Origin of the sequence: Fodinicola acaciae (genome assembly GCF_010993745.1) — a bacterium.
GTDB classification, from domain to species: Bacteria; Actinomycetota; Actinomycetes; order Mycobacteriales; family HKI-0501; genus Fodinicola; species Fodinicola acaciae.
The window spans coordinates 2,696,511-2,720,256 of the sequence record NZ_WOTN01000001.1; the positions used below are offsets into that span (position 1 = coordinate 2,696,511).

Consider the following 23,746-nt stretch of genomic DNA (forward strand, 5'->3'; position numbering starts at 1 on the left):
AGACATGCCCAGCTGAGTCGTGTGCACATCTAGCGCTCCACCGCAGCGATGCACGCATGGTGGCCATGCGTGCATCTCGACCAAGATCGTCTACTTATGTAAGTTTCCACGCGAACCCACCCCCCGCCCGTTCTTGGGTGGGGGCCAGATTGTCACCTGGGTACGACAATTACGTGCCGTAGCAGGTATTCGGCGGCGGTCAGCCTTCCAGGCTTGGCAGCTGGTCGCCGTGGACGGCCTGGATGTCCATCTCGACGCGCAGGGTCGTCCCGACCGCGTCGATGCCGGCGGCCAGGACCTGGTGGTAGGTGATGGAGAAGTCACCCCGCCGCAGCTCGCCGGTCGCCTTCAGGCCGAGGCGCGTGTTTCCCCACGGGTCGACGCGCAGGCCGAGGTAGGTGAGCTCCAGGCTGACCGGCTTGGTCACGTCCTTGATGGTCAGATCGCCGGACAGCGTCCACTGGTCCGGACCGCGCGGCACAATGCCGACCCCGCTGTAGGTGATGGTCGGAAACTGGTCGACGGCAAGGAAATCCGCCGAGCGCAGGTGATCGTCGCGCATCTTGTTGGCGGTGTCGATGCTGTCCGCCTCGATCACCGCGGTCACCGACGAGCGTTCGACCGGGTCGGCGATCTGGATCCGGCCGGAAAACGTGGTGAACCGGCCGCTGACCGTGGTCAGGCCCATGTGCCGGGCGGCGACCACGATGCTGGTGTGCGCCGGGTCGATGGTCCACCGGCCGGTGGCCGGCAGGTCCGAGCCGGGCAGCCGGGACAACCGCAGCGTGCCGAGCTCGGCGGAGCCGCTGGCGGTGACGATGGCCGTACGCGCCGACGGTGTGTAACCCGCCGCGGTGAGGATCGCCGTGTAGGTCCCCGGCGCCAGCCGGCCGGTCGACACGACGCCGTCGCCGTCGGCCATGGCCCGGCCGACCTGCCGGCCGGACGCGTCGGTGACGGTCAGGATCGCGCTGGTGATGGCCCAGCCGTCGCTCGTCTGGACCGTCGCGCGCACTCCACCAGCCTCAGCCGTGGCCGGCTCCGTCGTCATCGGCTCTCCTCATGCGTCAACAGCACGTCGTGTTGGTGTTCCTTGCCACCGTCCAGGCTGACGGTGCTGACCGCCGGCGGATAGCCGGTCGCGACGACCGTGTAGCTGCCTTCCGGCAGCTCCGGGAAGGCGTACACGCCGTCCGCGTCGGTCGTGGTCGCGGCGACCACGTTGCCGGCGTCGTCGACCAGCGTCACGCGCGCGTCGGCGAGCGGGCTGTGCGCCGAGCCGCCGAAGGCGCGGCCGCGCAACCTCGCCGCGCCTGCGAAGTCGACGTCATAGCGGGTCATGCCGCCCTCGGCGACCTCCACCAGCGCCGCCACCGGGTGATAGCGCGGCGCGCTCACCGCGACCGTGTACGTGCCGGCGACCATCTCGGAGAAGGTGTACGACCCGGTCTCGTCGGTCGGCTGCGAGGCGACCACCTCGCCGCGACCGTCGGCGAGGGTGACGATCGCGCCGGCCAAGGCACCGCCGCCGCTGACCCGTACGGTGCCGGTCAGCCCGCTCGTACCGATCAGCACGACCTCGAGGCTGGCCGGCGTGTCGCCGACCGAGATCATCGTCGCCTGCGGCTGGTGCGAGGCCGCCCGCGCGATCAGCACGTAGTTGCCGCGACCCGGCGTGGCCAGCTCGAAGCGGCCGTCCGGACCGCTGCGGCCGCGGCCGAGCTGCTGGCCGCCCGAGTCGATCAGCGTCAGCACCGCGTCGCCGATCGGCGGCTGGCCGCTGCCGCCACCCCGTACGTATCCACGCAGCGGCACGTGGCCGTTTGGCGTGGTCATCTGCGGATAGGTGGGCACGACCTGCCGCTGCGGCCGCATCGGCTGCGTCCCGTTCTGGCTCTGTACGACCGCGGCGACCGGTAACGCGGCGGCGGTCTCGGGCTGGCCGGCCGGCACCGCGGCGAGCGGACGCTGGGTCGGATAGCCGGATTGACCGTTCGGCGGCGGTGGCGTCCCGCCTGGACCGACGCCTGCTGTCTCAGCCACGGCACCCACCATAGAGCCGGCCGCCGCGCCGGCCGCGTCCGCAGGTGCCTGCTGGCCGCCGGAGGCCACCGGCACCTGCGGCGGCTCGCTGGCGATCGACTCGCCGGGAGCCGCGTGCGAGCGCAGCGGGATCTGCTTGAGGAAGAACGAAAGCACGAAGGCGACGCCGATGATCGGCACCAGGTAGAGGAAAATCGGCGGCAGCACGTCGTTGTACGCCTTGATGATGCCGTTGCCGATCTCGGCCGGCAGCGCGCGTACGAGCGTCGGTGTGAGGCTGTTGGTGTCCGGCAGCCGGCTGGCCGCCGCGGCCGGCACGTACTGCGGGATCTTGTCGGTCAGCTGCGTCGCCAGGATCGTGCCGACCAGGGACGCGCCGAGCGATCCGCCGATCTGCCGGAAATAGTTCGAGGCCGAGGTCGCGGCCCCCATCTCGTGGAACGGCACCGAATTCTGCACGATCAGGACCAACGTCGGCATCACCATGCCCAGGCCCAGGCCGACCACCGCGAAATAGATGCTGTTCTCCCAGATCGGGTTGCTTTGGTCCAGCCGCGACAAAAGAAAGAGGCCGACGCCAAGCACGGCGGTGCCGACGATCGGAAAAGTCTTGTAGTGCCCCAAACGGCTGATCAGCTGACCGGAGCCGAGCGAGGCGACCAGCATTCCGGCGACCATCGGCAACATCAGCAGACCCGAGACGGTGGCACTGCGGCCGTCGACCATCTGCAGGAAGGTCGGCACGTAACTCAGTGCGCCGAACATGCAGATGCCCAGCGCGATCCCCATCAGGCTGGTCAGCGCGAACAGGCTGTTCTTGAACAGCTTGAGCGGCAGCATCGGCTCTTTGACGAAGATCTCGGCCACGACGAACAGCACCAGCAGTACGCCGGACCCGATGCTCAGGCCGACGATCTGCGGCGACCCCCAGTCGTACTTGGTGCCACCCCAGCTGGTGATCAGCACGATGCAGGTGCTGAAACCGGCCAGCAGCGCGGCACCGAAGTAGTCGAGGCTGAATTTCGCTTTACGGCGCGGAAGTTTCAGCGCGAGCGCGGTGACGATCATCGCGACGACACCGAGCGGAAGGTTGATGTAGAAACACCAGCGCCACGTGCTGTCGCCGATGTCGGTGAGCGCGCCGCCGACCAGCGGACCGGCCACCGACGCGATGCCGAAGGCGCCACCAATCAGGCCCTGATATTTACCACGTTCTCGTGGTGGTACGAGATCGCCGATGATGGCCTGCGCGCCGATCATCAGGCCACCGCCACCGATTCCCTGCAGAGCGCGGAAAGCGATCAGCTGGCCGATGTCCTGCGCCGCGCCGGACAGCGCCGAACCGACCAGGAAGATCACGATGGCCAGCTGGAAAAGCCATTTCCGGCCGATCAGGTCGCCGAGTTTTCCATAGATCGGCAACACGATCGTCGACGACAGCAGATACGCCGTGATGACCCAGGACAGGTCGGTCAGGCCGTGCAGCTGACCGACGATCTTCGGCAGCGCGGTCGACACGATCGTCTGGTCGAGCGCGGCGAGCAGCACGACCAGCATCAGGGCCCCGACGACGGCCAGGATCTGCCGCCGGCTCAGCGGCTGGGGGCCTTGCTGCACGGTCTGCTGCGCCGTTGCGGCAGCACCGGCGTGGTTGGTCGAACTCAACTGTTCTCTCCCATGATCAGGAGCCGCATCATGCCAGCTCCTTATGAAATACGGCGAAAACCTGGGCCGTATATTCGGCTAGTGGCCGATCCTGGCCGTACGTGCTCCACCTCTTGCCGGCCACCCGCATCGCCGTCACCGCGGTGGCGGCGACCAGGTCCGGATAGAAGTCGGGCAGCTGGCGGTCGCCCAGGTTGCGGGCCACCGCGGCCGCCAGGCTCCGCTCGAAGGCGGCGAACCGGGCCAGCACCGCCGGCACCAGCGTCGGAAACCGCTCGAACATCAACGCCTTGTGGCGTACGTCCGGCTGCGTCCCGGTGTCGGCCATGAGCTGCAGCACCGCGGTGGCGCCGGCCAGCGGACCGCGCTCGGCGTGCTCGGCGAAGATCCGGTCGACGACGTCGTCCGGCGGCAGCGTGGGGCCGTCGCCGACGAGCGCTTCCTCCTTGGACCGGAAGTAGTTGAAGAACGTACGCGTGGACACACCGACCTCGGCGCACACGGCCTCGACGGTCAGTCCGTCCAGCCCATGCTCCTCGGCCAACCGCAGCGCGGTGTCGCGGAGTGCGCGCCGGGTCGCTTGCTTCTTGCGTTCGCGCAGGCCCGGCGCCTCCATCAGCCCCTCGCGTGCCACGCCAGCCATGATTGCACGGAGCGCAACTTTTCACTAGTTGAAAGATCCTCTTGGCCGGTTCCTTACCGGCTCTTGGCGCCGTACGGCAGACTGGCGTTCTCCACACGGTCGACAGGAAGTACGACATGGGTTTCAAGCGGTTTCTGGCCGGGTTCAACGCCGGCGGCGCCAAGATCGACGCGGTCCTGAACCATCCGGTCGCCACGCCTGGCGGCGCGGTCACCGGTGTGCTGAACATCATCGGCGGCAGCATCGACCTGGACATCCAGGGGATCCGGCTGGATCTGGAGGCCGAGGTCGAGTACGAGACCGACAACGGCGAGCACCGCCGCGACGTGAAGTTCGGCGGGCTGGAGGCGACGCCGCCGATGCGGGTGGCCGCCGGCCAGAACGCGCAGATCCCGTTCCAGCTGCCGGTACCGTGGGAGGCGCCGATCACCTACGTCTACGGCCGGCACCTGGACGGCATGAAGGTCGGCGTGCGTACGCAGCTGCGGGTCGCCAAGTCGGTCGACCCCGGCGACCTCGACCCGCTGGAGATCGCGCCGCTGCCGTCACAGCAGGGCATCCTGGACGCGATGGGGCTGCTCGGCTTCCAGTTCAAGTCGGCCGACCTGGAGGCCGGCACGGTCAACCGCTTCGGCGCCGGCCAGGACCTGCCGTTCTACCAGGAGATCGAGTTCCATCCGGCGCCGCAGTTCCGCGGGAAGGTCAAGGAGGTCGAGCTGACCTTCCTGACCAACCCGCACGAGATCACCGTGGTGATCGAGGTCGACCGGCGCGGCGGCCTGCTGCGCTCTGGCCACGACGCGATCGTCAAGTTCTCCATCCCGCACGCGCAGGCGATGGCGACCGACTTCCGCGGCGTACTGGAGCACCACATCAACGAGAAGGCCAGCGGCCTCGGCTGGTTCGGATAGGTCGCATGGCCACCATGCGTGCGTTGGTCGCACGCATGGTGGCCATGCGGACCTCAGTGGTTGACCTTGAACCAGGGCTGGGCCCAGCCGAGGTAGGTCTGGCCCCAGCTGCTCTTGATCTCGGCGATCGTCGTCTGCGTGTACGTGCCGTTGCCGTGGATGTCGTTGGACAGGAAGTTGCCGCCACCGATGGAGATCATCGTGTGGCCGGAGCCGCCGTTGCTGAAGAACGCCAGTCCACCCGCCGGCACCGAGGTGTCGCCGGGATGCTTGTACGAGGACGGGATCTGCGTCCAGTGGACGTACGCCGTCTCCGAGCCGCTGGCGCTCCAGCCGTAGGCCCACGCGTTGATCCGGTCGCACCAACGGTAGTAGTTCGCGTCGTAGTTGGTGTGCACGTGTGCCTTGGCCCAGCTGACCGCCTGGCTGCAGCTGTTGGGGTCACCGGTGCCGGAGGTCGAGCACGACAGCGTGCTGCCGGAGCAGTCCGGCGCGACCCGGCCGTCGCTGCCGGTGTAGACGTACGCGTCGCTGACGTAGCCACCCTTGGACGGCACGTGGTCCCAGATGTCGGTGGTGCCGTACTTGCCGGTCACCGCGTCGCCGTTGAGCTGGCAGTCGATGGTGACCGAGGTGCCGTCGGCGATGCTGCCGACCGCGGTCGAGCTGGTGTGTGGGCCCGACCGTACGGTCAGCGCGACACCGGAGTCGGTGTGTACGGTGCCGGTCGCCGCGTACGCCGGCGCGGCCGCCACCAACACGACCGCCGCGACGGCGGCGACCAGGGATAACGCGCGCTTGACAGTCTTCATGTCCGTCCTCACTCTCCCTCTCCGAACATGGCGCAGGGACAGCATGGACAAGCCTCATACAGGCGACATACAAATCCTCAGCCGACGAGTTCACGGGCCGGCTCGGGGCTGACCGCCGGCTTGGCGCTGGACCGCTCGTGCCAGCCGAGCGCGGTCACCGAGCCGACCACCAGTGCTGCGCCGATCCACTGGCTCACGGTGAACTGGCCGTGCAGGAAGACGACGCCGATCACCGCCGCGGTCAACGGAAAAGCCAGCTCCGCGAGGGTCGCGCGAGCGGCCGGCGTACGCGACAGACCGCGGTAGTAGAGGCTCAGCGCCAGCAGCCCGGGGATCAGCGCCAGGCCGACCAGGCCGAGCAGGTCGGACCAGAGATGGCCGACCGAGAAGCCGACCGACAGGCCGACCGGACCACCGACGACCAACGCGATCACCAGACTCGCCGGCAGGCCGAAGGCATAGCGCAGCGACGTGACGGTCGTCGGCGCGTACGCGACGCTGACCCGCCGGCCGAGCACGGTGCCGGCGGCCCACAACGCGGCCGCGCCGACCGCCAACAGCGCGGCCTGCGCACCTTTGAGCTGGATGTGCAGCGGATCGGCGAAGGCGACCAGCCACGTACCGGCCAGCGCCGGCACCGCGAACAGCCAGAACCGGCCGCGGATCCGCTCGCCGAGGAACAGCCGCGCGGCCAGGATCGCGATCAATGGCTGCAGCTTCTGCAGCACGAGCGGGGTCAGCGGATCGCCGCCGGCGAAGGCCAGCGTGAACAGCCACGTCGCCAAGGCGGACGAGCCGGCGCCGATGGCGACCACGCACCACCGCTCGATCGCGCTCATCGAGCGGAACGCACGTACGGCCGCCGGCATCCATGGCAGCAACACAACGACGACAATCAGGTGCTCGGCGACCACGATCGCGGTCGCCGGCAACGACTCGGCCAGCGGCAGCCGCAGCAGCGCGTCGGTCCCCCACAATGCCGCGCCGAGCGCGACGAGCCAGATCAGGTCCCGGCCGGTTTTCGGTTCTGCCATCACACTCTTGTCTCTACGGTCCTTACGCGCGGCGCGTTGCCAAGCGCGACGGTCGCGACAGCTCCGGCCACCATCACCACACCGATGCTCACCAGGCCCCACTGGTCGGAGCCGAGCAGGCCCTTCAGGAAACCGACCCAGTACGGCCCCACGAAGCCGGACAGGTTGCCGATCGTGTTGACGGTGGCGATCCCGGCGGCCGCGGCCGCTCCGGTCAGGAACGCGCCAGGCAGCCCCCAGAAACCGGGGAACGACATGAGCACGCCGACCGTGCAGACGCACAGTCCGGCATAGCCGAGCCAGGGCAGGCCGGTGAGGAACGCCGACGCGGCGAGGGTGGCCCCGCCGATCAGCATCGGCACCGCCGTACCGACCGCATAGCGGCCCGTACGGTCGCACCATCGACCCCACGTCACCATCGCCACGACTCCCAACGCGTACGGAACAGCCGTCAGCAGCGACACCTGCAGGTTGCTGGAAATTCCCAGGCTCGACTTGATGATCTGCGGCAGCCAGAAGCCGATGCCGTACAGGCCGAACACGGTTGCGAAGTAGATCAACGAAAGTGCCAGCACACGCGGCTTCACGATGGCGCCGAGCGCGGAGATGTGATGCCGCGCACTGGTGGTCTGCGCCTCGGCGGTGAGCCGGCTGGTGAGCCAGCCGCGCTGCTCGGTCGACAACCAGCCGGCGTCGGCCGGTTTGCTTGGGAGCAGCCAGAAAACGAGGACACCGACGACCACCGTCGGCACGCCCTCCAGGATGAACAGCCAGCGCCAGCCATCCAGGCCGAACAAGCCGTCCATGCCCAGCAGCAGGCCGCCGATCGGTGCGCCGACCGCGGTGGAGATCGCGACCGCCGACATGAACAGGCCGACCGCGCGCCCGCGATAGCTGGCCGGGAACCAGTAGGTCAGATAAAGAATGATTCCCGGGAAAAAGCCGGCTTCGGCGATGCCGAGGACGATTCGTACGACATAGAGGCTCACCGGTCCCTGCACGGCGGCCAGCAGCGCGGCCACGATCCCCCAGCTGATCATGATCCGGGCGATCCAGATCCGGGCGCCGACCCGGTGCATGATCATGTTGCTGGGGACCTCGAAGATGAAATAGCCGATGAAGAACAGGCCGGCGCCGAGGCCGAACTGCGTGGCGGTGAGGCCGAGGTCCTTGTTCATGGTGAGGGCGGCGATGCTGATGTTCGTACGGTCCAGATAGGACAGGAAATAGCAGACCATCAGAAACGGGATCAGCCGCGCACTGACCACGCGCATGGTGGACCGCTCAAGCTCGTCCGGCATCAGAACACCTTTCCCGGGTTGAGGATCCCCGCCGGGTCGAGAGCTTTCTTGATCGCCCGGTGCATGTCCAGCACCGCCGCGCCGAGCTCGGCGGCCATGCCGCGGCGCTTCAGCAGGCCGACGCCGTGCTCGCCGGTCACCGTGCCGCCGAGCGCGATCGCGTCGTCGACGATCTGGTCGAAAGCTTTCAACGCGCGGTTTTTCGCTTGCTCGTCACCGGGTTGGGTGATGATGAGCGGATGCAGGTTGCCGTCGCCGGCATGCGCGATGTTGGCGATCTGGGTGTCAAACTCGCGTGCGGTGGCTTGGATCCTGGCCAGCATCTCGGGGACTTTGCGGCGCGGCACGCACACGTCCTCGGTCAGCACCGGCCCGAGCCGCTCCAGCGCCGGATATGCCAGCCGCCGCGCGGAAAACAGCGCGTCCGCCTCGACCGCGTCGGTCGACCGTACGGCCCAGCTGGCGCCGGCCTCCTGGAAACATCGCAACATCGCGTCCACCTCGGCCTCGCCGGCATCGCCAGGCGCGTCGCTGCGGCCGAGGAGCAGGACGTTGCCTTCTTCGGTCAGGCCCATGTGCCTCCAGTCGTCGACCGCCCGCAGACAGTGGCGGTCGACCAACTCCAGAGCGGACGGGACGACACCTTCTGCGGACACTTTCGCGACCGCCTCACCGGCTTGGACGAGGTCGTCGAAATAGCCGACGACCGTACGCTCGGCGTCGTCGCGAGCCGGCAGCAGCCGTACGGTGATCTCGGTGATCACCGCGAGGGTGCCCTCCGATCCAACCAGCAGGCCGCAAAGGTCATAGCCGACGACACCTTTGGCCGTACGCCGGCCGACCCTGATCACCTCGCCGGTGGCCGTCACCGCCTCCAGCGCCAGCACGTAATCGCGCGTGACGCCGTACTTGACGCAGCACACCCCACCGGCGTTCGTCGCCACGTTGCCGCCGATCGTCGACCACGGCGAGCTGGCCGGATCCGGTGGATACCAGAGGCCCTGTTTCAGGCATTCCGCGCGAAGGTCGTCGTTGACCACTCCCGGCTGCACGACCGCGAGATGCTCGGCGGCGTCGATCTCCACGATCGCCGCCATCGCCTCCATGCTGACAACCACGCAACCATCGATCGCATTGGCGCCGCCCGACAGCCCCGTACCAGCACCACGCGGCACGATCGGCATTCTGTGTTTGGCACAGACCCGGACGAGGTCGCGCACCTCGTCGGCGCTCCGCGGCCGTACGACCGCCGCCGGCTGACCGTACGACGCCCACTCCGCCTCGTCGTGCACATACCGTGCGACCAGGTCGGCCTCGGTCAACACGCGACCGTCAGGCAGCGCCGCGCGGAGCTCGTCGATCGGCGTCACGGAAGGTGGAAATATTCCGACAGGACGTGCATCCCCTCGTCCGGCCGCCGGCCGTCCAGGCCGACGAAGAACTCCGCCATCTCCGCCTGCCACCGCGCGTTCACGTCCGTACGCTCCATCGCCGCCAACGCCGCATCGAAGTCGCCCGTCTCGACGTATCCGACGACCAGCCCGTCGTCATCGATGAACAGCGAGTAGTTTGACCACCCCGCCGCCCGCAACGCCTCCAGCATCTCCGGCCACACGTTCTCGTGCCGCCGCCGGTATTCGTCCATCCGGTCCGGCCGCACCCGCAACAGGAAACACACCCGACCCGTACCCTGTCCCACCACCTGGCTCCTCACCTGATCCCGCCGCGTACGATGTCACAGGCTCGGCTCGCTGTCACCGGCGTCGGCCAGGGCCGGTCGAGGGGCGGTAGCTCAGACGGTTAGAGCAGCAGACTCATAATCTGTCGGTCGTGGGTTCGAGCCCCACCCGCCCCACTCGTCCCTTGGCTCGGCGGGCACGCCTTCGGGGTGGCGGAACATCGTCGTCTCTCTGGGGCGGAGCCCCAGACCCCGCCCCGGGGGCGAGCCCCCGGCCCCCACCCGTGTGGTCCAGTCGGGTTTCTGCGTCGCGCTTCGTATGGTCCAAACATTAGGTCCACTCGTCCGCTGGCCGGAGTCTGCCTGGCTCGACTTGAGTTTTAACCTCCAGGTTGGTGACTGGTTCCGCCTCACTGGACGCCCGACGGCTGGCAACGCGAGGATCCCGGCTGGCCACCCTGCTCCGAGAGCCGCCTATCCGGGTCATCGGCCGGCAGCGCAGCGACCGGGTGATGTCCATCCAGCCATCGGCTGCGCGGACCGGCTCGGAAGGTGTCATGGCGTCCCGGTACGTGGCGAAAGGGTCCACTTTATGGGATCCACAGGCGCGTGTAACGCTACATGTCCGTCTTGTGAGGTTTGTTGGTGACATGAATGTCGAGTTACTGCCGTTGTGACCACTCGCCGGGCCGGCTCAATGTCCGGGCGCGCCAATTGCCCGATTTGATGTCTTGTTAACCAAGTATTACCCGGTCAGGCCGTCACACCTGCACGGTCGGCCACAGCAGTCACACCAGCACCTCTATCTCCGGCCGAAAACCACTCCCCAGCCAGCGCACGACAACCCACCCAACCCCAACCAGGATCACCCAACACCCGACGCACCCTGCGCGAAAACCCCAAGGTCAACGACAAACGCCACATTGACGTTCATCCTTGCGGGCCAACCGATGGCGGCGGCAGGGAACCGGTGCGCGCCACTCCGATGCCGCTCATCGGCCGGTAGCAGTGAAGACGATGTCGTTGTTCGTGACGGTGGCGGTGATCGTCAGGTCGGCGGTGCCGGTGGGGCGGGTTCTGACAATTTCGGCGGCAGCTGGGCTGGCGATCATGGTGCGTACGGCGCGAGCGATGCCTCTGGCGCCGTAGACCGGATCGAAACCGGCCTTCGTCACGGTGGCGATAACGGAGTCGTCGATTTCCAGCTGGATGGATCGACGGGCCAGCCGGGCGCGAAGGAGATCGGTTTCCCGCCGGGTGATCAGCTTGGCCTGAGCCGGAGTCAGCTCGTGGAATCTGACGGTTTCGTCGATGCGGTTGAGGAATTCCGGATCGAAGAAGGTTCGTACGGCGGCCAGCACTGCCTCCTGGTCGCCGTGCGCGGCCATTCGAGCCAGGGCAGTGGGACGACGTCCGCCCAGTCTGTCGAGGAGGCGACGCCACCGGGTGGTCCGGCGGCGGGCGTGTTCTGCGGTGCCGAGGTTCGAGGTGAGGAAGACCAGGCTGTTACGGAAGGAGATCGTGCGTTGGCCGTTGGCCAGCCGTAGGCGTCCGGTGTCCAGCACCTGCAGGAGCGCCCGGAGCACCGTCGGGTGCGCCTTTTCGACTTCGTCGAAGAGAACGATGCCCGGCGTGTACGGATCACCCTCCACAGTGGACGGATCGAAGACACTGAAGGATTCCTTGCTGCCGGCGTATCCGGGCGGCGCGCCGCTGAAGGAGGCGGCGTAGTGCTCCTGGGCGAACGAGTTCATGTCCACCCGGCACAGGTCGTCCGGCCCGGACCGCAGGCGCGCGGCCAACTGGCGCACCAGTTCGGTCTTTCCCACTCCGGTCGGCCCGACCAGCAGGAGTGTCGACAGTGGACGGTCCGGTCGCCCGGCGCCGACGTGGGCGATGAGCACCGCGCGTACGACGGCTTCGATCGCCTCGTCCTGGCCGAGAACACCGGCGGAGAGCCATGTCGACAGCGATTCCGGCGAGAAAGCGGGGCCGGACTCGGGTGCCGCCGAGGAATCGGCGCCGGACTCCTGTTCGGCCCGGCGCCGGTTCTGCTCGTGATACATGTCGGTGAGAAAAGGCATGATCCGCTCTCTGGGCCGGTAAGAAGCCCTACGCCTCCATCGATTCTTCGACCGGAAGGTTGCCGACCCGGCAGTCGGCGACGCCGACGGTGTCCCTGGTGATGGCCTCCACGCGTTCCTGCGCTTTCTGCGCGTCGGTCACCCAAAGCTGGTAGAACTCGAACGGGCAGTCCGCCACGCCCTTGTCACCGTCGCCGGCCGCGTGCACGCCGGAATATCCCCGGTGCAGGAGCTTGAACAGGTGGTTCTGCGACTGGTCGAAGCTGCGGGCGTCACGGATCGCCGACAGCGACAGCTGGGCATACTGGATGCCGTTCTCTTCCTCGCCGGTCTCGCCGAGCGTACGGCCGTCGAAGCCGATCACCGAAGAATGCCCGAAATAGGAATAGACGCCGTCGAAGCCGGCCGCGTTGGCGACCGCCACATAGCAGTTGTTCGCCCACGCCATCGCCTTGGCCATCAGCACCTGCTGGTCCTTGGCCGGATACATGTAGCCCTGACAGCGGACGATCAGCTCGGCGCCCTTCATCGCGCAGTCCCGCCAGATTTCCGGATAGTTCCCGTCGTCGCAGATGATCAGCGAGATCTTCAGGCCTTTCGGGCCGTCCGTGACATACGTCGAATCGCCCGGATACCAGCCCTCGATCGGGCACCAGGGCAGGATCTTGCGATACTTCTGCTTGATTTCCCCGGTGTTGTCGATCAGGACGAGCGTGTTGTACGGCGGCTTGTTCGGGTGGTCCTCGTGCTGCTCACCGGTGATCGAGAAGACGCCCCAGGTGTTGGCTTCCCGGCAGGCAGCGGCGAAAATGTCGGTCTCCTGGCCGGGAACGGTCGCGGCCGTCTCGTACATCTCCCGTTCGTCGTACATGATGCCCTGGGTCGAATACTCCGGGAACACCACCAGGTCCATGCCTGGCAGCCCGGTTTTCATGCCGACCACCATGTCCGCGATGTTCCGCGCGTTGGCCAGCACCTCCGCTCTGGTGTGCAGGCGCGGCATCTTGTAGTTGACGACCGCCACGCCGACCGTGTCCGGGCTCGACGAGATGTCACCGTGTCGCATCGAAACTCCTCGTTAGGTCGAGGCACCGTCGACGACGGCACCAGTTTCGCTTCTGGTTTCACTTCTGGCTTCACTTCTGGCTTCGACTCCTCGGAATCCGAGGAGGGCGGCGACCGCGACCAGCAGAACGGCCAGCGCGGCCGCGATCATCGCGATGGTCGCGTTCGAGCGATATCCACCGGTCAGGGAGAAGAACGCCGGCACCGTGCAGGTCGGCTGGCTCAACAACACCACCGCCCAGCCGGTGAACCGGGTCAGGCGTTCGCGGCCCAGACCCAACACCAGGAAGAACAGGAACCACAGCAGTGCCCAGGCCAGCCAGATCACGCCGAACACCGGATCGGCCGTGTGCCAGAACGAGAGCCCCGCATAGATCACCGCGGCACCGGAAACGAACAGCGAGAACCAGCCGATGCCCTGCGGCTCGAGGCCGGCCAGGTTCGCGATGCCCACGTACAGGTACGTGAAGCCGAACAGGAACAGGCCGGAGGCGGCGAGAATCGCCTCGCGGTCGTGGCCCGCCTGCACGATCAGTACGACCGGCGTCACGCACTGGAGGGCGCCGACGAACAGGTTGATCCCGGCCGCCGACCGCGGCGGCACCAGGCCGAGCAGCATCAGGCCGTTGACCAGCAGCACCGCACCGACGTACAGGAGTCCGACATTGCTCATCTGAGCCTCCGCGTTCGCCGACAGTTTCACTTGAAATGAATTCAGATGAAACTAAAGGCACCAGCGAGTGCTGTCAAGAGTGCCGGACCGAGCGTCAGAGGCGGGTGACGATCTCGAAGTCGTACCCGTCGGCGAGGGCCAGGTGTACGGACTGGGTCGCCTGCTGACCGTGGAACTCCACGGTGCCCCGCGGCCCGTGGAAGGCCACGCCGTCGATGGCCGCGTTCATCGCGCGCCAGTCCGGCGTACCAGCGCGGTTGACCAGCTCGCCGAGCGCGTGCAGGCCTTCGTAACAGGATTCGGCCATGTTGTTCAGCGGTGGCGCCGACGGACCGTGCAGATCCAGATAACCACCGAGCAGGTCCATCGCGTCGGTGGTCACCAGAGACCGGAAGTACGACGCCGACGAGAACAGGTTCACGGTCGCGCCGAGGCCGCTGGCCAGCAGCATGTTCTCCTCCATCAGCGGACTGAACCGCACCAGCCGCTCGTGCAGTCCCCTGGCCGCGAAATGGCGGTTGAACTCCACCGCGTCCTGGCCGACCAACAACATCAGCACCCCGTCGGACGGAGCATGCGCCACCTTTTCCACCAATCCCGGCACATCACCGCAGCCCAACCGTACGAACGACTCGCCGTCGATCCGCAGATCCAGCTCACGGGCAAACCGGCGGACGGCTGCATTGGACGCGTGCGGCCACACGTAGTCATCGCCGACGACGAACCACCGACGGACCCCGAGATTGTCGCGCAACCACCGCAACGCCGGGCGGATCTGGAGCGCCGGCGTCTCCCCCGAGCAGAAGATCCCGTCCCGACGCTCGCCGCCCTCGTAAAGGGAGGTGTACACGTATGGCACACGCCGCGACACCACGGGAGCAAGCGCGTTCCGTACGGACGACAGATGCCAGCCACTGACCGCGTCCACGCTTCCGTCGGTCACCAGCCGGTCGACCCTGCCGGCCACCACCTCGGGCTCGGCACCGCCGTCGACCACCTCGACACTGACTTCCCGGCCGAGAATCCCGCCTTCTGCGTTCAGCTCGCGCACGGCAAGCTCGGTGATCGCCTCGCAGGACGGGCCGAACAGGCCGGCCGGCCCCTGCAGCGGGATGACCATCGCCACCCGCCAGTCCTGCCGCCGCGTCGGTGCCACCGTGCCGAACACCATACCTGCTCCGTGCGGTGGAGTTGACTTACTTCGCGTTGGAAGTATTACGATCAGGATCGGTTTCGGCAAGGGCGCGGCTGGCGCGGAAGGGCGGGTTGGGCGTGACGACCGACGATCCGTCCACCGTACGCCCATCGGTGAGCCTCGAAGGATCGCTGACCGGGCTGCTCACCCGGGCCGCGCGGCTGACCGCCGTACGAGTCGAGGAGATCCTGAAAGCCGACGGCCTGTCGCTGGACCAGTGGCTGGTCGTGGAAGCCCTGGTCACCGAGGGCGCGTTGACGATGGCCGAAATCGCCGCGCGGACCATGATCACCGGACCGACCCTGACCAGGGTGGTGGACCGCCTGGTCACGACCGCCGCCGTCTATCGCGAGGTGGACCTGGCCGACCGTCGGCGCGTACGAGTGCACCTCGCCCCTCGCGGCCGATCGGCGCACCGTCGCCTGGCGCCCAAGGTCGAGATGGCCGAGCGGCAGCTGCTTGACCGAGTCGGCGATGCGGCCGCGACCGTGACCGGCCTGCGCGCTCTCGCTGATCCAGGTGAATGAGTTCGGGCCGCCCCGTCGCTCAGAACAGGGTTGCGGCGTCGAGCGGTCCCGGCTCGGGGAGCGCGGCGAGGTCGGGCACGAGAGCTCGTACGTCCTGGTGGAAGCGGCGCGCGAGTGCTGGCGCGTTGTCGTTGTCGGGAGTGTGCAAGAAAAACGTCGGCGACCGGCCCTCGCGCAGCCAGCCGGCGACCACCGCGGTCCACGGCCGCCAGCCCGCGACCGTATCCGCCACTGAGTCTCGGCCCAGGTAGCGGACAATTGGCCGGTCGGTGAGGGCTCGGGTCCGCCTCGGCAGCCGCGGCTTCTTGCCCCAAGCGTCCCGCTCGGCCTCGCTGGTCGGTGGAAGTTGGAAGAAAACGGTGGTGTCGAAGGGCACCCACTCGGCATCCGCGTCGGCCAACGCCTTCTCCAACAACGACGTGGTGCCGGCGTCGGCAAGAAACCCGGGGTGACGCACCTCTACGGCGCGCCGGCGGTCGGCCGGGAGCCGGCGCAGAAAGCGGCGGAGGACATCGACCTCCGACGGACTGAACGAGGCAGGCAACTGGGTCCACAGCACAGCCCGTTCGCCGAGCGGTTCAATCGCATCCAGGAACGTCCGCATCTCGGACTCGACCCCGAGCAACCGGCGCTCGTGTGTGACGATCTTTGGCAACTTGACCAAGAACCGGAAGCCGGAGTCGGTCTGCTCCGACCAGGTCTCGACGGTGCTTCGAGACGGAGTCGCGTAGAAGGTGGTGTTACCTTCGACCGCGTTGCACCAGCCGGCGTACGCCCGCAGGCGCTCCTTGGCCGGCAGCGATGGCGCCAGGAACCGCCCAGGCCACGCTTTGTGGTTCCACATCGCGCAACCGACATGAAGACGCGTCACCCCGTCAGCTCTCATCGATCCGATGAAACCATGCCTGCGGCAAGGGGTGTCGTCCCGGTAGGTGGCGCAAAGGTCCATTATGTGGGACCGGAGAGCGGGCGTAGCGCTAAATGTCCGAGTTGCGAGATTCGGAGATGCCCTGAAAGCCGAATTACTAGCGCTTGATGCAAGAAACAAGGCTTTCACACCCACCCGATCACCAGAGGCTGTGACTGGTGCGACCAACGAGGCGAACAATACTGTTGTTACTAATGTGGCTGGCTTGCGCGTTCTCCCCGTCGGCGGGCACAGCCAACCACATTTTCGGGATAGGCCGCCGCCCACCAAACGCAACCACGTACGCAAGCCAGGCAAACCCAGCCCCGCGCGAAACCGCCGCCCGCACCCCCCAAGGCACACCGATTGGCGTTCCGCGCCCCCTCCCTTGAGGTCGCTCGCCGCGCAGGCGCGGCCGCCGCGCAGGCGAAAAACCCACCACCCACGCACGCAACAACCAGAAAACCCAACCACCTCCCCAACGCACATCAGAAATCCCAACACATACCCAAAAGCGGAACCGCAACCGACTTGGCGGCCACCGTAGACCGCCCGATTTACGCCGATTATCCTTCCAAACTCGCTGTCCCGAACAAGTGCCGATCAGCCGATGCCGAGTACGGACTCGGCGGTGGTCCAGTTGGTGAGCATCGCGTGCTGCGCGTCGGCGAGACTGGCTTTGCCTGCACATACCGCCTTTTTCACGGCGTTTTCGACGCTGTCCTTGCTGTATGAGTTCTGGTCGCCGGAATGCGGCTCGGGCCAGAGGTTGGCCGGGTCTTTCGGCGCGCCACCGAGTTCGAGCGGGAGGAAGTGGTCTTCCTCGTAGTCGGACATTTTGCTGTCGCTGTAGCCATAGTCGACGATCCCCTGCTGCTTCAGCGGATTCGTGTAGCTGGTCGGCGGACGGATCGTGGACGTCCAGCCGGACACGCAGATGGTGCTGCCGATCGTCGACTGCGTCACGTCCGGGTTGGTCGCACCTGGCGTGCAGGCCGGGTCTGGCAGTGGCAGGTACGACTGCGAACACTTCGCTGCCAACGAAACTCGGTTGTGCGGGCTCGCGGCGGCCGGTGCTGCGGCAGCGACCACCAATGCCAGCGCTACGAGGACTCCAACAGCTCTCATCGCGACTCCCTCAGGTCAGCGGGCGGGGGCCCTCACGGAGGCAGCACGCAGAAGCCGTCGCCGCATCGCGCGGGACGACTGCTGCCATCAGGAGGGACCGCGGTCAGGCTGACACACGGCGTACGCGGCTACCAGGCGCCGACGGTGAATTTTCCTACCCAATTAATGAATAAGCGCGACCTACCTACTACAACGCGCTAATTCTTCAATAAATGCAAGCAAACTCTTGGCGCACGATCTATCGGCGACAGTAAATCGCCCGCCAAGACACGACAATTTTCATGGAGGCAAGCCAAAATCGAGCGGCACCGTGGTGCGGATCCGCCAGCCGGAACCGGTCGCCTCGACGAGGTGTACGGCGTCGGCGCGCGTACGCATCGGCAGCAGTGGTCGCACCGCATCGGCGACCACGGCCAGTTCGACCGGATCCGATCCCATGGCGAGCGTGAGATGAGCCGGCGGATTCGCGCCGAATCGTCCGTCGTACGGCAGAATCTCCGGCCACCGTGCCCGCAATGCGTCGACGTACGGTTGCAGTGCCGGCACCGGCACGGCCGCCATCGCACCGATCACAACGGCATCGGCCAACACCGCCGGCGGCACCACAGACGGCAATCCGGTGAGATCTGCCGCGGGAAGAAACGGATAAAGCACCGTCACGTGCGCCGGCAGGCCCGGCCGGACCAGCTCAGGACGTACGCGCCGAGCCGCCTCCATCAGCGGCTCGGCGCCGGGAAGAGTCAACACCAGGGCCGTCGTCATCAGTGCACCGGACAGCCGTTGGCGCCGCGGCGCTGGCCCTGCTCGTAAAGATCTCCGATGAGATAAAGACAGGTTGGCGTCGCGGAGATGTCGCGCAGGTCGGCCAGCCGCAGGATCGCGATGTTGCGGTTGTCTCCCGACCGCGACCTGCCGAAGTCGATCGTCCCCGTCGCACCAAGGAAAACCGTCTCGCGGAGTTGCTGCGCGAGCGCGCCGGGGTTGGGTTCGTACGGTTGACCGGACCTCCGGCCGCGTCGCTGCATTTCGGTGACGGCGTCGACGAAAAGACCGGACGCGTCATAGGCCTGACCGATCCGTTCGCCTGGCCACGGCAGCGATGGCGCGTCTTTTCCGGTCAGCTCTCGCGCCAATTCCTGGCGCAGTGTGTGATAGCCGGCGCAAAACGCGGCGAGCGGCGTGCCACCGCCGTCGGCCGGCAGCGGCATGCCGTTGACGCAGGAAGGTCCGGAAAGCACCGCGAGGCTGGCCAGCGTCACGTACGACACCGGGACGCCGGCGAGAGCGTCCTGCGTGCGGTCCTGTTCGTGCTCGACGAAACGCGACACCGCGTCGTCGCCGAGGATCAGCGGCAGCTGGTCGCGGCGATAGCAGCCTCTGGTCACCGTACGGATGAAATCGCCGAAATCATCGTCGCGGCCAGCGAAAAACACGATCTCGTCGCTGCGGTCACCTGGCGACCGACACAGCGACGACAGGTCCGACACCGCGCCCTGCCAGCCGATGTCGGCGGTGGGAACACCGGTTGACCGCAGGCTGGCCGTCACCAGCTCCACGAGGCTCCGCACGTACGTGTCGCCGCTGGTCAGCGGCGGATGGTAGGTCGTGACCCGACGAGCGTGCACGTGTTTGGCGTACGCGGCGACCAGCTCCGCCTCACGAGCGTTTCCCGGCGACAGCTGGAAATACAGCGGCGAGAGGTCGGTGAGCTGCGGACCGGTGAGGGTCGTGCCGACCGCCGGCATGCCGAGGACGCCGAGCTCGCCGATCGCCTCCTCGGTCTCGGTGACCGTGCGATCCAGTCCGATGACCCCGACAATCGTTGGATCGGAACGAAAAAGCGGCGCGAGCATGTCGCGTACGACGGCCGGCGAATCCTTCATCGCGTTGCCACCGTTGGCGACGATCACCCGCAACAGCGGCTCCGACCGGGACATCACATTTTGCAACCGCTGCCGCAACAGGACGCCTTCCAGCTCCTCGGCCCAGGACTGGTCGGTGTTGGGGTCCACGTCGCGGTGGGTCAGGCCGGCGAAGTAGACGACGCTGACGAACGGCCGGTCGGGGTCCTCGTCGTGCAGCCGTTCGGCCGTACGGTTCTGGTCGAAGACCCCGAGCTCGGCGCGCCGCAGCCGTGGGTCGGTGCCAAACAGCTGCGCACTGTTGTCGCTGTAGCCGACACATTGGCTGTCGCCCGCCTCGACCTGCGCCGGCCGTACGGACACACCGGGGATCGCCGAGCCGAACAGCGAGCATCCCGCGCTGTCATAGCGCTCCGCGCGGATCGCGGCCGGCACCAAGGCGGCCGTCACCAGCACGACCGCGACCGACTCCACGATGCCGCGGCGCGCGAGCAGCGGTGGCCGCCGGCTGCGGAAGGCGTCGCCGGTCGACCAGGCACCGGAGTCGTTGCCGTCGAGCGTCGCCGGCTCGCTGGGCGCCGGCACGGTGACCACCAGATATCTGGCGTCGCTGGTGAGCAGCTGCCGCCGGACCGGCAGGCGTTGCCGCCACATCCGCAACGCGGTGATCGCCTCCGCCGGTGGGACCGCGCCGACCTGCACATACGGCGGCGGCGGCTCGACGCTCGCGGCGACGACGAGCATCGGGTCGAGCTCGCCGGTCTCGTTGCGTACGTCGTTGATCAGCCGCAGCAGGTCCCAACCGCCGTTGGTGGCGGTGACGTTGTCGAGCAGCACGATCACGTACGACGTGCGCCGCCAGCCGCGCCGGCGCGGGAAGATCTTGAAATGCCGTCGCCGGTAGGCGATCCGCAGATCTTCCAGGAAGGCGTGTACGAGCAGGCGGTCGAGCTGCTCCTTGTTTTCCGAGTCGCGCCGGCCGGCGGTGAGTCGCTCGGCGAAGCCGAGGAAGCCGACCGAGTGCCGCGGCACCATGAACTGCTGCCGCATGAACCAGCGCGTCTCGCGGCCGAGACCCGGTACGCGGTCGGAAAACCAGCGATAGCCGACCCGCCGGCCGAGCCACAGCGCGATCCGCAGGCCGAGCTTGGCCGGCCACCCCGGCGCGATGTCGACGATCTCGTTGTCCGGCACCAGCTCCGGCCGCTTGCGCTGGCCGATCCAGCCGCGCAGCAGCTGGATCACGCCGGCACGGTCGTCGCGGCCGTGCGCCGGCGGCAGGTTCTGGCCGGTCAGCCAGTCGGCCAGCCGGTAGTGGTCGAAGCGCGTCACGCGCGCGCCGCCAAAGGAGGTCGCGGCGAGCTTGACGCTCAGCTCGTCGAGCAACGGCAGCAGCGGCACCTGCCGCGACGGCGTCGCCGGGTCGGTGGAGGCCCAACGCGACGCCGACTGGGCCGCCGCTGTCGCTGCGTCGACGCGTACGTGCGGCGCTTCGACCTCGCTCAGCTCCGCGTCCAGCGCGTTGAGGAACGCCGACGAGCCGGGCTCGCCCCGCAGGCAGACCAGCGGCAACGGCTGGTCACCCCAGATCCGCTTCTCCGCGCCGCGGCTGAAGAAAGCCGGCCGCCGGCAAAGATCCTGGATCATCGTCAAAAGCGCGTGCGCGCCAGCGAAAACCGGCTTCGGCCGACCCTCCATCCGGTTCATACTGCCGCAGTCGCGCCACCACCCGGATCGGTTCAGCAAAATTGTTCGGCGGCGATGTCGATTCGCGCGCGGCTCGTCCGACGCACGGGTATGACAACCAACATGAGCGAACCCACCTCGACCCGCAACCTCGACCAGTATGGCAACGCCGAGCTGCCGTGGAGCCGCGTACGCGACGTGCTCGTCGCCGACACTCCGACGACCGACCTCACGTTTTTCGTGACGACCGTACGACCGGACGGCCGGCCGCATTCCGCCGGCGTCGGCGCGATCTGGGTCGACGACACACTGTATTTCGTCGGCGGTCCGGCGACGCGCCGATCCCGCAACCTGGCGGAAAATCCGGTGTGTACGGTCTCGGTGCGGCTGCGCGGCGTCGACGTGACGATGGAAGGCGAGGCGCACCGGGTCACCGACGCGTCCACATTGGACAGAGTGGCGGCCGTCTTCCGCGACGGCGGCTGGCCGGCGACGGTCGACGGCGACGCCCTGACCGCGCCGTACAGCGCGCCGAGCGCCGGACCGGCACCGTGGCAGCTGTGGCGCTTCGACCTGCGGCGCGCCGTCGGCGTCGCCAGCGCCGAGCCGTACGGCGCGACCAGGTGGGACTTCACCGACCAAGCCTGAATCCACCGATTTGCTGACGTGTCAGGTAGATGCGGCCGGCCAGGGGCGTACGCCCGTGGCCGCCGCCAGAAAAGCGGCGCCACTCGGCGAATGCCGGAGTTTGTCGCCCACACGTTGGGTAAACTGTGCTGCTGAGACTCGCCTGACCAATGCGCTGCGGTCCGGCCGGCTGAGCCGCCGACCGCGATCCATGGCCCCGACACGTCGAACAATCGGTGGATCGAGGCTAAGAGGCCGCGCCCTCTAATGTTGAGGGCATGAGCAAGATTCCAGACGGATACGAAGAGCTGCTCGTGCAACCCAACTTCGGCCACCTGGCGACGGTGAAACCCGACGGCGAGCCGTCGGTCACGCCGATGTGGTTCGACTGGGACGGCGAGCTGCTCCGCTTCACCCACACCACGCGCCGCACCAAGCTGCGCAACATCGAGACCAACCCGCACGTCGCGCTCTCGGTGCTCGACCCGGAGCGACCGTATCGCTATCTGCAGGCGCAAGGCGTGGTCGAGAGCGTCACGCCGGACCCGACCGGCGCGTTCTACGTGCAGCTGGCCAAGCGCTATGGCCGGCCGGATCCGGCGCCTCCGCCGGACGCCGCCGACCGCGTGGTCATCGCCGTACGTCCGACGGCGTATTCGAAGCAATAGCAGACCGGGCAATCGGGGCCCGATTGCCCGACTTTACGGTTGTGGACGCGACCCAGCGCGCGTCCACTCCCCTCTCCTGATCCGGACGCGACTGTTGCGTACGCCACACCTGTTGCCCTATAACGGCGAGACAACGTTGTCTCGGAGGGACGACAGATGGACAAATCTCGCAATCTGCCGCGCCGTACGGCTTTCGCCATGGCCGCGGCGCTCGCCGGCTCGCTGATCCTGACGGCGTGCGGCTCAGGCGCGTCCGACACGGTCGGCGTGTCGCTGATCCTCAAGACCCTGTCCAACCCGTACTTCGTCTCGATGCAGAGCGACGCTCAGAAGGCCGCGACCGCCCAGAAAGTCAACCTCACGGTGGCCGCCGGCAAGACCGACGGCGACACGCAGACGCAGATCACCGCGATCGACAACGCCATCTCGCGTGGCGACCAGGGCATCCTGATCACCACCAACGGCGACGCGGTCAACACCGAGCTGCAGAAGGCCCGCAAGGCCGGCATCTTCGTGATCGCGCTCGACACGGTGCCGACGCCGCCGAGCACTGTCGACGTCACGTACGCGACCGACAACGAGCAGGCGGGCAAGCTGATCGGCCAGTACGCGGCGACCAAGCTCAACGGCGCCAAGGCGGTGATCGCGATGCTCGACCTGTTCAACAACCAGGTCGTCTCGGTGGACACCTCGCGCGACCACGGTTTCCTGGAAGGCATGGGGATCGACCCCGGCAACAAGACGCAGAACGGCCAGGAAGCCAAGGCCGGCCGCTACACCGGCGGAAAAGGCGGTGACTACACGATCGCCTGCCACCAGCCGACCACCGGCGCGATCCCCGGTGGCAAGACGGCGATGGAAAACTGCCTGTCGGCCAACGGCGACATCAACGTCGTCTACACGATCAACGAGCCGGCCGCCGACGGCGCGCTGCAGGCTTTGAAGGCCGCCAACAAAAAGAACGTGCTCGTGCTGACCATCGACGGCAGCTGCAAATATGTCAACGGACTGGTCAAGTCGGGCGACATCGCCGCGGATTCCGCGCAGTATCCCGGGAAGATGGCCAGCGTCGGCGTACAGGCCATCGCCGCCCTGGCGCGTGGCGGCAAGAAGCCGGCGCTGCCGGCCGGCAGGAACTTCATCGACACCGGTACGGCACTGGTGACCGCCAACCCGCTGCCGGGCGTCACCAGCCAGACGCCGGCGGACGCGGCCAAGGCCTGCTGGGGCAGCTGAG

Annotated in this window: 21 protein-coding genes and 1 tRNA gene; 6 read left to right on the plus strand and 16 right to left on the minus strand. The window is 67.4% G+C overall.

Features of this window, described 5'->3' with window-relative positions:
- Positions 1–199: 199 nt before the first annotated feature.
- The 3 genes from GNX95_RS12600 to GNX95_RS12610 are packed head-to-tail and all read right to left on the minus strand — an operon-like array spanning position 200 to position 4,342.
- Complete coding sequence (locus GNX95_RS12600) at positions 200–1,051, minus strand: YceI family protein (RefSeq protein WP_163507278.1); 852 nt, start codon at positions 1,049–1,051, stop codon at positions 200–202.
- Positions 1,048–3,708: an MFS transporter gene (locus GNX95_RS12605; protein ID WP_163507279.1), complete on the minus strand. Its 2,661-nt coding sequence runs from the start codon at positions 3,706–3,708 to the stop codon at positions 1,048–1,050. Before GNX95_RS12605 ends, GNX95_RS12600 begins: the two co-directional genes overlap by 4 nt.
- Before the next feature lie 28 nt (positions 3,709–3,736).
- Positions 3,737–4,342, minus strand: coding sequence for a TetR/AcrR family transcriptional regulator (locus GNX95_RS12610; RefSeq protein WP_163507280.1), 606 nt, complete (start codon positions 4,340–4,342; stop codon positions 3,737–3,739).
- Between the two features lie 125 nt (positions 4,343–4,467).
- On the opposite strand from GNX95_RS12610, the gene GNX95_RS12615 reads away from it, so the two are divergent.
- On the plus strand, positions 4,468–5,262 hold the full coding sequence (locus tag GNX95_RS12615) for a sporulation protein (RefSeq protein ID WP_163507281.1): 795 nt from the start codon (positions 4,468–4,470) through the stop codon (positions 5,260–5,262).
- A gap of 53 nt (positions 5,263–5,315) precedes the next feature.
- On the opposite strand, the gene GNX95_RS12620 is transcribed toward GNX95_RS12615, so the two are convergent.
- The 5 genes from GNX95_RS12620 to GNX95_RS12640 form a co-directional block, all read right to left on the minus strand.
- Positions 5,316–6,074 carry a hypothetical protein gene (locus GNX95_RS12620; RefSeq protein ID WP_163507282.1) on the minus strand — a complete coding sequence of 253 codons (759 nt, stop codon included), beginning with the start codon at positions 6,072–6,074 and terminating at the stop codon, positions 5,316–5,318.
- Positions 6,075–6,151: 77 nt separating this feature from the next.
- A complete protein-coding gene (locus GNX95_RS12625) occupies positions 6,152–7,108 on the minus strand; it encodes a DMT family transporter (RefSeq protein ID WP_163507283.1) in 957 nt (318 codons plus the stop codon).
- A complete protein-coding gene (locus tag GNX95_RS12630; protein WP_163507284.1) occupies positions 7,108–8,409 on the minus strand; it encodes an MFS transporter in 1,302 nt (433 codons plus the stop codon). Before GNX95_RS12630 ends, GNX95_RS12625 begins: the two co-directional genes overlap by 1 nt.
- The gene (locus tag GNX95_RS12635; RefSeq protein ID WP_163507285.1) at positions 8,409–9,779 is read right to left on the minus strand and encodes an FAD-binding oxidoreductase; all 1,371 of its coding nucleotides are present in this window, start codon (positions 9,777–9,779) and stop codon (positions 8,409–8,411) included. The genes GNX95_RS12630 and GNX95_RS12635 overlap by 1 nt, the downstream gene beginning before the upstream one ends.
- Positions 9,776–10,054, minus strand: coding sequence for an L-rhamnose mutarotase (locus GNX95_RS12640; RefSeq protein ID WP_163508012.1), 279 nt, complete (start codon positions 10,052–10,054; stop codon positions 9,776–9,778). Before GNX95_RS12640 ends, GNX95_RS12635 begins: the two co-directional genes overlap by 4 nt.
- 136 nt (positions 10,055–10,190) lie before the next feature.
- Here GNX95_RS12640 and GNX95_RS12645 point away from each other — a divergent pair.
- Positions 10,191–10,264 (plus strand) — tRNA-Ile (locus GNX95_RS12645).
- A gap of 815 nt (positions 10,265–11,079) precedes the next feature.
- On the opposite strand, the gene GNX95_RS12650 is transcribed toward GNX95_RS12645, so the two are convergent.
- The 4 genes from GNX95_RS12650 to GNX95_RS12665 form a co-directional block, all read right to left on the minus strand.
- Entirely contained in the window at positions 11,080–12,171 is a 1,092-nt protein-coding gene (locus GNX95_RS12650) for an AAA family ATPase (protein WP_163507286.1), read from the minus strand.
- A 28-nt stretch (positions 12,172–12,199) separates the two neighbouring features.
- The gene (locus GNX95_RS12655) at positions 12,200–13,237 is read right to left on the minus strand and encodes an aliphatic amidase (RefSeq protein ID WP_163507287.1); all 1,038 of its coding nucleotides are present in this window, start codon (positions 13,235–13,237) and stop codon (positions 12,200–12,202) included.
- Positions 13,238–13,249: 12 nt separating this feature from the next.
- On the minus strand, positions 13,250–13,909 hold the full coding sequence (locus tag GNX95_RS12660) for an AmiS/UreI family transporter (protein WP_163507288.1): 660 nt from the start codon (positions 13,907–13,909) through the stop codon (positions 13,250–13,252).
- A gap of 94 nt (positions 13,910–14,003) precedes the next feature.
- On the minus strand, positions 14,004–15,080 hold the full coding sequence (locus tag GNX95_RS12665) for a substrate-binding domain-containing protein (protein WP_222853539.1): 1,077 nt from the start codon (positions 15,078–15,080) through the stop codon (positions 14,004–14,006).
- A gap of 101 nt (positions 15,081–15,181) precedes the next feature.
- On the opposite strand from GNX95_RS12665, the gene GNX95_RS12670 reads away from it, so the two are divergent.
- The gene (locus tag GNX95_RS12670) at positions 15,182–15,631 is read left to right on the plus strand and encodes a MarR family transcriptional regulator (RefSeq protein WP_246281579.1); all 450 of its coding nucleotides are present in this window, start codon (positions 15,182–15,184) and stop codon (positions 15,629–15,631) included.
- 19 nt (positions 15,632–15,650) lie between these two features.
- Here GNX95_RS12670 and GNX95_RS12675 read toward each other — a convergent pair whose 3' ends face one another.
- The 4 genes from GNX95_RS12675 to GNX95_RS12690 all read right to left on the minus strand — a co-directional run bounded on the left by GNX95_RS12675 (position 15,651) and on the right by GNX95_RS12690 (position 21,226).
- Positions 15,651–16,502 carry a DUF72 domain-containing protein gene (locus tag GNX95_RS12675; protein WP_246281580.1) on the minus strand — a complete coding sequence of 284 codons (852 nt, stop codon included), beginning with the start codon at positions 16,500–16,502 and terminating at the stop codon, positions 15,651–15,653.
- Between the two features lie 639 nt (positions 16,503–17,141).
- Complete coding sequence (locus GNX95_RS12680; protein ID WP_163507289.1) at positions 17,142–17,666, minus strand: hypothetical protein; 525 nt, start codon at positions 17,664–17,666, stop codon at positions 17,142–17,144.
- A 279-nt stretch (positions 17,667–17,945) separates the two neighbouring features.
- Positions 17,946–18,428, minus strand: a complete 483-nt coding sequence (locus GNX95_RS12685) for a 2'-5' RNA ligase family protein (RefSeq protein ID WP_163507290.1) — start codon at positions 18,426–18,428, stop codon at positions 17,946–17,948.
- Entirely contained in the window at positions 18,428–21,226 is a 2,799-nt protein-coding gene (locus tag GNX95_RS12690; protein ID WP_163507291.1) for a type 1 periplasmic-binding domain-containing protein, read from the minus strand. The genes GNX95_RS12685 and GNX95_RS12690 overlap by 1 nt, the downstream gene beginning before the upstream one ends.
- Before the next feature lie 111 nt (positions 21,227–21,337).
- On the opposite strand from GNX95_RS12690, the gene GNX95_RS12695 reads away from it, so the two are divergent.
- The 3 genes from GNX95_RS12695 to GNX95_RS12705 all read left to right on the plus strand — a co-directional run bounded on the left by GNX95_RS12695 (position 21,338) and on the right by GNX95_RS12705 (position 23,745).
- Positions 21,338–21,862, plus strand: coding sequence for a pyridoxamine 5'-phosphate oxidase family protein (locus GNX95_RS12695; protein WP_163507292.1), 525 nt, complete (start codon positions 21,338–21,340; stop codon positions 21,860–21,862).
- A gap of 257 nt (positions 21,863–22,119) precedes the next feature.
- Positions 22,120–22,509 carry a PPOX class F420-dependent oxidoreductase gene (locus tag GNX95_RS12700; RefSeq protein ID WP_163507293.1) on the plus strand — a complete coding sequence of 130 codons (390 nt, stop codon included), beginning with the start codon at positions 22,120–22,122 and terminating at the stop codon, positions 22,507–22,509.
- A 156-nt stretch (positions 22,510–22,665) separates the two neighbouring features.
- Positions 22,666–23,745, plus strand: a complete 1,080-nt coding sequence (locus GNX95_RS12705) for a substrate-binding domain-containing protein (RefSeq protein ID WP_163507294.1) — start codon at positions 22,666–22,668, stop codon at positions 23,743–23,745.
- The last annotated feature ends 1 nt before the right edge of the window (position 23,746 follow it).

Coding starts and splice junctions, on each gene's coding strand:
- GNX95_RS12600 (WP_163507278.1), bottom strand. CDS start 1,051: ATGACGACGGAGCCGGCCACGGCTGAGGCTGGTGGAGTGCGCGCGACG.
- GNX95_RS12615 (WP_163507281.1), top strand. CDS start 4,468: ATGGGTTTCAAGCGGTTTCTGGCCGGGTTCAACGCCGGCGGCGCCAAG.
- GNX95_RS12620 (WP_163507282.1), bottom strand. CDS start 6,074: ATGAAGACTGTCAAGCGCGCGTTATCCCTGGTCGCCGCCGTCGCGGCG.
- GNX95_RS12625 (WP_163507283.1), bottom strand. CDS start 7,108: ATGGCAGAACCGAAAACCGGCCGGGACCTGATCTGGCTCGTCGCGCTC.
- GNX95_RS12630 (WP_163507284.1), bottom strand. CDS start 8,409: ATGCCGGACGAGCTTGAGCGGTCCACCATGCGCGTGGTCAGTGCGCGG.
- GNX95_RS12640 (WP_163508012.1), bottom strand. CDS start 10,054: ATGGACGAATACCGGCGGCGGCACGAGAACGTGTGGCCGGAGATGCTG.
- GNX95_RS12650 (WP_163507286.1), bottom strand. CDS start 12,171: ATGCCTTTTCTCACCGACATGTATCACGAGCAGAACCGGCGCCGGGCC.
- GNX95_RS12655 (WP_163507287.1), bottom strand. CDS start 13,237: ATGCGACACGGTGACATCTCGTCGAGCCCGGACACGGTCGGCGTGGCG.
- GNX95_RS12660 (WP_163507288.1), bottom strand. CDS start 13,909: ATGAGCAATGTCGGACTCCTGTACGTCGGTGCGGTGCTGCTGGTCAAC.
- GNX95_RS12665 (WP_222853539.1), bottom strand. CDS start 15,080: ATGGTGTTCGGCACGGTGGCACCGACGCGGCGGCAGGACTGGCGGGTG.
- GNX95_RS12680 (WP_163507289.1), bottom strand. CDS start 17,666: ATGAGAGCTGTTGGAGTCCTCGTAGCGCTGGCATTGGTGGTCGCTGCC.
- GNX95_RS12685 (WP_163507290.1), bottom strand. CDS start 18,428: ATGACGACGGCCCTGGTGTTGACTCTTCCCGGCGCCGAGCCGCTGATG.
- GNX95_RS12690 (WP_163507291.1), bottom strand. CDS start 21,226: ATGGAGGGTCGGCCGAAGCCGGTTTTCGCTGGCGCGCACGCGCTTTTG.
- GNX95_RS12695 (WP_163507292.1), top strand. CDS start 21,338: ATGAGCGAACCCACCTCGACCCGCAACCTCGACCAGTATGGCAACGCC.
- GNX95_RS12700 (WP_163507293.1), top strand. CDS start 22,120: ATGAGCAAGATTCCAGACGGATACGAAGAGCTGCTCGTGCAACCCAAC.
- GNX95_RS12705 (WP_163507294.1), top strand. CDS start 22,666: ATGGACAAATCTCGCAATCTGCCGCGCCGTACGGCTTTCGCCATGGCC.